Source organism: Thalassolituus marinus (assembly GCF_020320395.1).
Taxonomy (GTDB): Bacteria; Pseudomonadota; Gammaproteobacteria; order Pseudomonadales; family Oceanobacteraceae; genus Venatoribacter; species Venatoribacter marinus.
Genome location: NZ_JAEDAH010000007.1, coordinates 22,045 through 31,490, shown reverse-complemented (window position 1 = coordinate 31,490; position 9,446 = coordinate 22,045). Strand labels below are relative to the sequence as shown.

Annotated in this window: 9 protein-coding genes and 2 tRNA genes; 4 read left to right on the top strand and 7 right to left on the bottom strand. The window is 51.8% G+C overall.

The features are described from left to right. Positions 1-96 precede the first annotated feature (96 nt). The 5 genes from I9W95_RS01695 to zwf are packed head-to-tail and all read right to left on the bottom strand — an operon-like array spanning position 97 to position 6,486. Positions 97-1,830: a sugar phosphorylase gene (locus I9W95_RS01695; protein WP_225671156.1), complete on the bottom strand. Its 1,734-nt coding sequence runs from the start codon at positions 1,828-1,830 to the stop codon at positions 97-99. Positions 1,831-1,835: 5 nt separating this feature from the next. Beyond that, positions 1,836-2,456, bottom strand: a complete 621-nt coding sequence (eda, locus tag I9W95_RS01690; protein WP_225671154.1) for a bifunctional 4-hydroxy-2-oxoglutarate aldolase/2-dehydro-3-deoxy-phosphogluconate aldolase — start codon at positions 2,454-2,456, stop codon at positions 1,836-1,838. 17 nt (positions 2,457-2,473) lie between these two features. Continuing rightward, positions 2,474-4,282, bottom strand: coding sequence for a phosphogluconate dehydratase (gene edd, locus I9W95_RS01685; protein ID WP_225671152.1), 1,809 nt, complete (start codon positions 4,280-4,282; stop codon positions 2,474-2,476). Positions 4,283-4,285: 3 nt separating this feature from the next. Further along, positions 4,286-4,993: a 6-phosphogluconolactonase gene (gene pgl, locus I9W95_RS01680; RefSeq protein ID WP_225671150.1), complete on the bottom strand. Its 708-nt coding sequence runs from the start codon at positions 4,991-4,993 to the stop codon at positions 4,286-4,288. A gap of 32 nt (positions 4,994-5,025) precedes the next feature. Further along, positions 5,026-6,486: a glucose-6-phosphate dehydrogenase gene (zwf, locus tag I9W95_RS01675; protein ID WP_225671148.1), complete on the bottom strand. Its 1,461-nt coding sequence runs from the start codon at positions 6,484-6,486 to the stop codon at positions 5,026-5,028. 436 nt (positions 6,487-6,922) lie between these two features. Here zwf and I9W95_RS01670 point away from each other — a divergent pair. The 3 genes from I9W95_RS01670 to I9W95_RS01660 all read left to right on the top strand — a co-directional run bounded on the left by I9W95_RS01670 (position 6,923) and on the right by I9W95_RS01660 (position 7,419). Next, positions 6,923-6,998: transfer RNA gene (locus tag I9W95_RS01670), tRNA-Asn, on the top strand. A gap of 16 nt (positions 6,999-7,014) precedes the next feature. Continuing rightward, positions 7,015-7,091: transfer RNA gene (locus I9W95_RS01665), tRNA-Pro, on the top strand. A gap of 91 nt (positions 7,092-7,182) precedes the next feature. Next, positions 7,183-7,419, top strand: a complete 237-nt coding sequence (locus I9W95_RS01660; RefSeq protein ID WP_225671146.1) for a hypothetical protein — start codon at positions 7,183-7,185, stop codon at positions 7,417-7,419. Positions 7,420-7,460: 41 nt separating this feature from the next. On the opposite strand, the gene I9W95_RS01655 is transcribed toward I9W95_RS01660, so the two are convergent. Together I9W95_RS01655 and I9W95_RS01650 are read right to left on the bottom strand one after the other, a co-directional pair. Continuing rightward, positions 7,461-8,153, bottom strand: coding sequence for an FKBP-type peptidyl-prolyl cis-trans isomerase (locus I9W95_RS01655; protein WP_451923594.1), 693 nt, complete (start codon positions 8,151-8,153; stop codon positions 7,461-7,463). A gap of 87 nt (positions 8,154-8,240) precedes the next feature. After that, a complete protein-coding gene (locus tag I9W95_RS01650) occupies positions 8,241-8,441 on the bottom strand; it encodes a hypothetical protein (RefSeq protein ID WP_225671144.1) in 201 nt (66 codons plus the stop codon). A 146-nt stretch (positions 8,442-8,587) separates the two neighbouring features. Here I9W95_RS01650 and I9W95_RS01645 point away from each other — a divergent pair, with 146 nt between their 5' ends. Next, entirely contained in the window at positions 8,588-9,421 is an 834-nt protein-coding gene (locus I9W95_RS01645; RefSeq protein WP_225671142.1) for a hypothetical protein, read from the top strand. Positions 9,422-9,446 lie beyond the last annotated feature (25 nt).

Genomic DNA, 9,446 nt, shown 5'->3' with positions numbered 1-9,446 from the left:
TCCCCTGGGAGGCAGCAGGCATTGCGGATTTAAAAGTCGTTTATAGAAAACCGATATCTTTAAAACTGTGGGACACTAGTGGCTTAAGCCTCTTTTTTATTTATCCGCTGTCAGCCATACCGTCTGATACGGGGCCAGGTAAAGCTCCGTGGTAGTGACTTCCTGGTCATATGCCAGCAAGTCACGTAAACCATCCGGCAAGAAGCCCAGAACATCCAGCGGCAACTTCAGCATTCGCTCAGTCACATTCGAGACGGAGTAAATTGTTTGCTGCGGATGGCTGCGACGGTTGATAAACAAATCACTGTTAATGCGCACAATATCCTGACGCGCAGAAGGGTGAAATGCCTTCTGCTGGCTGCGCAGAGCAATCATACGACGTAACTCAGCAAACACCTCAGCCTGCGGAGTCACCGGGTTTTTCAGCAGGCAATCCAGCTCTGACTTATCCCAGATTTTACGGTTAATCGAACGGGTTCGACCTGTTTTCTCAACATGATCGAGGTCATTGGGGCTAGCCAGAAGGCTGTGGATATAGACAGCCGGAATGCCTTGCATGCTGAGCATAATCGCCTGTGAACACAGAAAACGCTGAACCTGAAAATGATCGGTACCACGACGGGTTCCCATACAGGCATCAAACAGCGTGATGTTAATTTCATACGGACTCTGACTGCCGTCGGAGTTGGCCTTCATGCTGACAAAACCACCGAAACGGTGCATGCAGTCAATCAGGTCCTGCACTTCGCGCTCTGGCAGGATACCCTCTACCGGGCGAACACCGATACCATCATGTGATGCGGTAAAATTCAGATAGGTACAACCATCTTCCAGTGGCGGAATCTTGTCCGCCCAATCGGTCAGGAAGCTGGAGTTTCCGCGATTAAGAGCATGTAACACCAGCGGTGGCAAACCAAACTGGTACACCATATGCGCTTCATCACCACTGCCGAAATAGCTGAGGTTCTCTGCTACCGGGACGTTGGTTTCCGTCAACAGGATGGTACGCGGAGCGCAGTAATCCAGAACGTCGCGCATGAGTTTTACAACTTCATGGGTTTGCGGCAGGTGAATACAATTAGTACCGATTTTCTTCCACAGATAGGCAATCGCATCCAGCCGTATAAGCCTGGCTCCGCGCTCCACATACAGCAGCAGAATCTGCATAAATTCCAGCAACACCGCTGGATTCTCGAAGTTCACATCGATCTGATCTTCACTGAAGGTTGCCCACACATGACGAATACCCCGATGGGTATGTACCGGTGTCAACAATGGTGTATTGCGCGGTCGGGTAACGGCCGATACGTCTGTTTCCGGATCAACTTCGATGAAGTAATCACTGTAAGGCTCGTTATTGGCTATGTAGTCAAAGAACCACAGATTCTCGCGGGAGCAATGATTAATCACCAGATCAACCATCAGATCAAATTTCCCTGCGATACGGGCAATATCCTGCCAATCACCCCAGTCAGGGTTTACCAGACGATAATCGATAACCGAAAAACCATCGTCCGAGCTGTACGGGAAAAAAGGCAGTATGTGAATATTATTAATGGTGCCGTGCAGGTTATCTTCCAGAAACGCACTGAGAGTCTGTAAAGGAATCTCACCCGGCGTCTGAATGCTGTTCGCGTAGGTGATCAGAATCGAGTCTTTCTCACTCCAGCGCCCCTCGTCACCCAGCGTGTAGCTGGTCTGCCCATCCAGCAGAGGCTGGCAAAGCCGTTCGATCTGACAGGCAACCTGTGAAACATCAACCGACTTCACGGACTCCGAATAAATACGGGTTAAACGCTCTTCAATTTTTCTGATGAAGCTCTCTGACATGAAACTTATCCAGCAATGGCCAATGAGGTAATTGCTTGCCAGTTTTGTGCCGATACCGCATCAACGGGCGTTAACCAGCTGCCACCTACCGCAAAAACATTTTTTAATGCCAGGAATTCATGATGATTACTCTGACCAATGCCTCCTGTTGGGCAGAAACGAACATCTGAAAATGGTCCTGAGAAGGCATTCAGCATCGGTATGCCGCCGGCAGCTGTCGCCGGAAAGAACTTCTGATAACGAAATCCAGCCTCCCGCGCTCGCATCACTTCACTGGCCGTGGCCACTCCCGGCAGAAAGGGACCGCCCCATTCTCTGGCACAGGCAAATAAATCATCAGAGCTTCCGGGGCTTACAACGAACTGCGCGCCCTTCTTCAGTGCACTTTCCATTTGCTGTGCACTGGTGACAGTCCCGACGCCGACAATCGCTTCCGGTACTGCCTGACGAATCGCCTCAATCGCGCCCAGCCCATGCTGTGTACGCAGCGTTACCTCCAGCAAACGAACACCACCATCCACCAGCGCCTGAGCCAACGGCACAGCCTCCAGTGGAGAGTTAATTACGATCACCGGCACCAGCGGTTTAGCCCGCTCAAGCCACAAATCCCACATGTGATCAGCCATAAAAAACTCCCTGATAATTACCAGCCAATGGAAATTGCCCCCTGATCGGCAGCACTGACGCGATCACGGAATCCTGCAAATAACTCTCGCCCCACTCCCATGTTGCCATCCGTACCCACAATCTGTGGCGACCGCTGACTGAAATCATGTCCCTGTACCCGCAGCACCCCGGCGTGACCATCCAGCAGAATAACGTCGCCGTCCTTAACAGTGGCAAGCGGACCGCCATGACACGCCTCAGGACACACATGAATAGCCGCTGGTACCTTGCCTGATGCGCCGGACAGGCGTCCGTCAGTCACCAGAGCCACTTTGAACCCGGCTTCCTGCAAATTGGTCAGTGCCGGGGTCAGTTTGTGTAATTCCGGCATACCATTGGCAGATGGTCCCTGCCCCACCAGCACCACGACCACATCCTGATTCAGCTCGTCATTTTCGTAAGCGCGGAGTACTTCGTTCTGATCGCGAAATACCCGCGCCGGCGCCTCAACAACCCAGCGATCATCCGGTACCGCAGAGACCTTCATCATCGCCCGCCCGAGATTTCCTTCAACCAGCTTCATGCCGCCTTCTCGCATAAAGGGCGCATGAGCCGGAGCCAATACGTCGAGGTCCAGACTTTCACTGCCTGCCGGCCGCCAGCTAACCTCTCCCTGACTATCGATATAGGGCTCCTGACAATAAGCGTCCAGTCCTTCACCCATGATGGTTTTCACATCGTTATGCAACAGTCCGGCATCACGCAATTCACGAATCAGGAAGGCCATACCACCGGCGCGCTGAAAAGCGTTGATATCGTCCTTACCGTTGGGGTAAACCCGGGCCAGCAGCGGTACGATGTCAGACAGTTCGGCCATATCTTTCCAGTCGAGAATAATCCCGGCCATGCGAGCTATGGCCACCAGGTGAATACTGTGATTAGTAGAGCCACCTGTAGCGAGCAAACCAACCACTGCATTCACCATGGTGCGTTCATCCACCAGCTGGCCAACGGGCAGAAAGTCAGGCATAAGCGCAGTCTGTGCAGCGACGCAACGTGCTGCCTCAGCAGTCAGCAAGGATCTGAGCGGATCCTGGGGATTAACAAACGAAGAGCCAGGCAACTGCAGCCCCATAATTTCCATCAGCATCTGATTGGAATTGGCGGTGCCATAAAAGGTGCAGGTGCCTTCTGAATGGTAGGAAGCCATTTCACTGTCGAGCAATTCTTCCCGCCCGGCTTTGCCCGCCGCATAAGCCTGACGCACACGCGCTTTTTCGCCATTACTGATACCGGACGGCATAGGCCCGGCAGGGACAAAGACCGCGGGTAAATGGCCAAAGCGCAGCGCTGCCATTAACAGTCCGGGGACAATTTTGTCGCAGATTCCCAGCATCAGGGCACCATCAAATACCTGATGAGAAAGCGCAATTGCAGTACTCAACGCAATGACGTCACGACTGAAAAGCGACAATTCCATTCCGGTCTGCCCCTGAGTCACGCCATCGCACATCGCCGGTACGCCAGCGGCAACCTGTGCTGCGTGACCGCAATCTGCCAGCGCCTTTTTCAGCTGCTGCGGATAATCACGATAAGGAGCATGCGCCGACAACAGATCGTTGTAAGCGTTAATAATGGCAATGTTGGCAGCACGATGGTTCTGGCGCAGAATCAATTTTTCATCAGCACTCGACGCCGCGTAAGTATGCGCCAGATTAGTACAGCTGATACTGTCTCTGACCGGACCCTCGGCCACCGTCTGCCGGATCTGCTGCAAATAGGCTTCGCGGGTTACGCGGCTGCGTTCCCGAATACGTTGCGTCACTGATTCAATCAGTGGGTGCATACTTTATTCTCCCTGCGTGCGATAAAGGCTTAGGGTTACCGAAGACTGACCTATCAGTGTGCGGACCGGCATTTCGTTCAGGTTATGAACATCATCCGCAAAACAGGCACGGCTGAATACCTGATCTTTGTCGGGTCCCTCAAAATGGAGAAATAAATGCCGGCACTGAGCCAGCAGACTCCAGGTCAGCGTCATACGCTGAGGCATGGAAGGCGCATCCATTACCGGGCAGCACCAGGCCCCGCCAGCCTCATTCAACGCCGAGGCCAGTGCTTTAGAATGCGGAAACCAACTGGCGGTATGGCCATCGGTACCCATTCCCAGCACCGCATAATCTAGCCTGATAATCTGCTCATGCAGGCGATTTTCGCATTCCATAAAACCATCTACAGGGGTTGCTGCAGCATTTTTAAGCGGCAGAAAGTAAGCCTTTTGCGCGCCGTTTTTCAATAAATACTCACGCACTAATCGGGCGTTACTGGCATCATGCTCAGCATCCACCCAACGCTCATCCACCAGCGTAATCAGCACTTTTTCCCACGCCAGCGGCTCTCGCGATAAAGCGTCGAAAAATGCCTTGGGTGTATTGCCACCACTGACGGCGATACAGACGCGTCCGCGCTGTTCTATTCCTTTGCGCATACGTGCAGCCAGATCTCCTGCTAGCTGCCGGGCCAGAACATCGGAATCTGAAAAACGTAAATCCTGCATAGTGACTCCCTGAAGTAACGGCAAACAGCCAGTCAGCTGTTTTCATCCCACAAACGTCCATCTTTCGCCAGCAACAACGTCGCCGCTGCTGGCCCCCAGGTACCTGAAGTATAGGGCTCAGGGCGCTGTTCAGATTCTTCCCAGCTTTGCAGAATGGGATCAACCCAGCGCCAGGCTTCCAGTAACTCGTCATCGCGTAAAAACAATGTTGAATTACTGGTCAGAACATCAAACAACAGGCGTTCATAGGCTTCCGGTACACGGGTTTGTTTGTGATTCGCCGGATTCAGACTGAGGTTCATAGGCCGAACACTCATCCCCGGACCGACACGCTTTTCGCACAGCATCAGCCGTACCCCCTCATCCGGCTGCAGGCGGAACACCAGCTTATTGGCCATGGTATTTTTATGCTGCAGCGGAAAAATTGAGTGTGGTATTTCCTTAAAGTGAACCACAATTTCACAGGCTCTTTCCGCCAGTCGTTTGCCTGTGCGTAAATAAAATGGCACACCGGCCCAGCGCCAGTTATCAATTTCGACTTTTGCCGCAACAAAGGTTTCCGTCATGCTTTTAGGTTCGACACCGGGTTCATCACGGTAACGCGGAACCGGCTTACTGTCTGACACGCCGGCATCGTACTGGCCACGAACCACCTTTTCGGTAATGGCACCGCCGATAATCGGCTTCAGTGCACGCAGTACCTTCACTTTTTCATCACGCACAGCATCCGACTCTAAACGTGACGGCGGCTCCATCGCAGTAATACAGAGCAATTGCAGTAAATGATTCTGGAACATATCCCGCATAGCACCGACGTGATCATAAAAGCCTGCGCGTTTCTCCACCCCAAGGGATTCGGAAATAGTAATCTGAATGTGGTCGATGTACTTCTGATTCCACTGCGACTCAAACAGCGAATTAGCGAAACGTAATACCAGAAGATTCTGTACCGTTTCTTTACCGAGGTAATGGTCGATTCGATATATCTGAGATTCTTTGAAAAACTCCGCCACCGCGGCATTAATTGTGGTGGCAGACGGGTAGTCGTGACCAATTGGCTTTTCCAGCACCACTTTGCTCTGCGACTGAATCAGCTGACTGTTGTGCAGTCCCCGACAGATACTGGTGTACAGGTCAGAGCCGGTTGCCAGATAAAACACCCGATTAACATCATCTTTGCTGAGTACCTTACGCAAGGCCTGATAATGCACTTCATCACTGAGATCCAGCTCAACCAGCTGTAAGCGCTCGGTAAAGCTCTGCCAGACACTTTCCTCAACACAATCACCGGGCACATGCTGGCGAATGGCATTGCGCACGATATCCAGAAAGGCTTCACGGCTGGTGCTGCGTCGGGTTGTACAATAGATTAAACCTTCATCCGGCAAACGTTCATCCCTATGCAGGAGATACATAGCCGGCAACAGCTTACGCTGTGCCAGATCCCCCAGGCCGCCAAACAACACCAACTCAAAAGGTGCCTGAATCTGCATCACTATCCCCCTGTGAACAACCTGATTCTGAGCAGCTCATCCCCGCTACAGAAGATGGTACTGCCCGCAGTGTGGCATGAAGCGCCCGACTATGGTGCATGCACAACTGCCATTCCTGACATAACCAGTCTAGCCTGTCAAAAGGCTGACCCTTACGAAAGTTAAGCAAATGCTATTCCCTGCCGCCTGCAGAGAAGGGCCAAAGTCCGCAAAAGCTGTGCACTGAAAACATTATCAGCAGCCATCACTTGTGTTTACGACCCTTCCCAGCAGCCTGACAGCCCTGCCAACACAGCCAGAAACGCTGTAAACACCCCTGCAACCCCCGAAACATCGGCCTTCGCTCTAACATCTTGTTTTCTCTTAACTTTTTTTTGAAAAAAGGGGTTGACGAAAAAAGGCCGTATCCGTAATATACGCCCCGCTGTCGAGATGTTCCCCGATAGCTCAGTCGGTAGAGCAGCGGACTGTTAATCCGTTGGTCGCTGGTTCAAGTCCAGCTCGGGGAGCCAATTTCTTTTCAGCGTTCGGGGTATAGCGCAGTCTGGTAGCGCGCCTGCTTTGGGAGCAGGATGTCGGGAGTTCGAATCTCTCTACCCCGACCATCACTTCGACAGTCTTAACACTTCCTTCTTTTTTTCTTCATACTTTTCCATTAGCTTCTGAGCATCTTATTTTTTATGCTCCGGAAATGCTGTGAATTCTGTTGCTCAAGCCACAATTTACCCTGTGACCTGCCCCGGCTGTGACACCATCACATCTCAGCGCGCAGATCAGATCCTGCAACGCCCTTACGTTAATTGCCGCCGGTGTGACACCACCATCACCCTGAACGAATCGCAGCTGAATCGAATTCGCCGCACCATTGCTGACCTGAATGAATGCCTGCAGCGTGCGCCGGTCAGTGCCACCAGGGCCGAAGAACAGGCATAAAAAAAGCGGCTTTCGCCGCTTTTCCTGCTTCAGCGCCGTGATTACTTCACGATTTCCAGCAGCTCTACTTCAAATACCAGAGCAGAGTTTGCAGGAATAGCCGGGCTTGGGCTACGAGCACCGTAAGCCAGCTCTGCCGGGATGTACAGTTTCCACTTGTCACCCACTTTCATCATCTGCAGCGCTTCTACCCAACCACGGATCACACCGTTAACCGGGAACTGAGCTGGTTCACCGCGATCAACTGAGCTGTCGAATACAGAGCCGTCGATCAGGGTACCGTGATAATGAACACGTACAGTGTCAGTTGCTTCAGGAGAAGGCTGACCTTCTGCTGCTGCAGTCAGAACTTCGTACTGCAGACCGGATTCGGTCACAGTGATGCCTTCGCGCTTTGCATTTTCCGCCAGGAACTCTTCGCTCGCTTTAGACGCTGCGTCATTCAGAGCTTCCTGTTTGCGAACCTGTTCTTCACGAACTTTTTCAAATGCAGCTGCAATAACTTCGTCATCAATACGCTGTTCCGCATTGGCCAGGGCATCTTTGATACCTGCTGCTACGGCGTCCGGGTTCATATCAACGCCTTCACGAGACAGTTGACGACCGATATTCAGACCAACACCATAGCTTGCCTGATCAATGTGGTTTTCCAGTTTCACTTTTTCCTCCTGACCGCAACCGGTCAACAACATGGCTCCGAGTACAATCGCAGAAGCCGGTTTCAAAAGATTCATGACGTATCCTTGCATGAGATTTCTGTAGGTGGGTAAGTTACTACATGCGCGATGAATTTCCTATGTCAGGCCAGTACCAGCGAGGCACTAACAGACATAATTACCCGCTGCAGCACGTTTTTCACATTCCCGGCGAATGTTGTGGCATACCTGAAGTTCTGCGGTACTGAGATTTACATCATGCTGACAGTCATAATGACGCTGACGTAATTCCCGATCGGAAACACCACTTAAGCCCTGAGAACAGGCAGTAAGAACAGCAACGAAGAATAAAGTTCTTATTTTCACGGGAAGTTCCATTGTTTTTCAGCAGAGTGTCACACTTATTCCAGTATTGTCCAGCCAGCATGCAGAACGGGCCATTATCGGACTTTCGGTCGATTTAGTCTGCCAGACGGATATAATCAGCGCTGCACTAGAGATGAGGAATCAAAATGAAACAGGGAATTCTGCTGTTTTCCTGCGTACTGGCACTGACAGCCTGCACAGGTCCATCCAAAGAAGAATTACGTCGCATGCAATTGCTCGAAGCTCAGCGTGCAGAAGCAGCGGCACTGGCTGCCCAGCAGGAAGCACAGGCGCGTGAGCAACGGATGAGCGAACGCAGTAAAGGCGCACATGCAGCCTGGCAGAAAAGCCAGCGAATCACTGATAAGCAGGTTGCAGCGTTATTTTCAGCAGCGGCAGAAACCACACTGGACCCGGCAACCACGTATTTTGTTGAATTTGAATTACAGCCGGCACGCTATAACTATGGAAGCAACAAGCAAAGCTTCACCATTGTTGGTATGCGCAACCTGCCAAACAGCACTGACTACAGCCCACTTTTTCCGGACGAAAAAGCCCAGTATCAGCCTGGCCAGAGCGCCAAATCAGTACTGGAGTTTGTGCTGACCGAAGAAACGGAAATGAACCGTCTCGGTCAGATGATGCTGAAAGAGCGTGGCCAGCGCTGGGTGGCTGCAACTCTGAATTTCAAGAACTACAACAGCCTTTACTCAGACAACAGCGAGTGGTTCTGGGAGCCAGGCCTGTTCGATGACCTTTCCTGGAAAACCACACCGGAAAGTGCCTACCCATACACCTCCGCACGCTCCTTAAAGCTGCAAATGGGCCTGCGCTTCTGCGTTATCAGTGATCGTTGCTATCTTGAGTCCACTTACCGGAAGCACCCGACGCATGCAGTACGCGCTGAGGTCCTAAGCATTCTGGTAGCCGATAAAAAGTCGGGCAAAATAATGGCCGAATTTATTCGCGAAAAAGAGTAAATGGCAGACATAAAAAAAGCGGCTT

Coding starts and splice junctions, on each gene's coding strand:
- I9W95_RS01695 (WP_225671156.1), bottom strand. CDS start 1,830: ATGTCAGAGAGCTTCATCAGAAAAATTGAAGAGCGTTTAACCCGTATT.
- zwf (WP_225671148.1), bottom strand. CDS start 6,486: ATGCAGATTCAGGCACCTTTTGAGTTGGTGTTGTTTGGCGGCCTGGGG.
- edd (WP_225671152.1), bottom strand. CDS start 4,282: ATGCACCCACTGATTGAATCAGTGACGCAACGTATTCGGGAACGCAGC.
- I9W95_RS01655 (WP_451923594.1), bottom strand. CDS start 8,153: ATGAATCTTTTGAAACCGGCTTCTGCGATTGTACTCGGAGCCATGTTG.
- eda (WP_225671154.1), bottom strand. CDS start 2,456: ATGGCTGATCACATGTGGGATTTGTGGCTTGAGCGGGCTAAACCGCTG.
- pgl (WP_225671150.1), bottom strand. CDS start 4,993: ATGCAGGATTTACGTTTTTCAGATTCCGATGTTCTGGCCCGGCAGCTA.
- I9W95_RS01645 (WP_225671142.1), top strand. CDS start 8,588: ATGAAACAGGGAATTCTGCTGTTTTCCTGCGTACTGGCACTGACAGCC.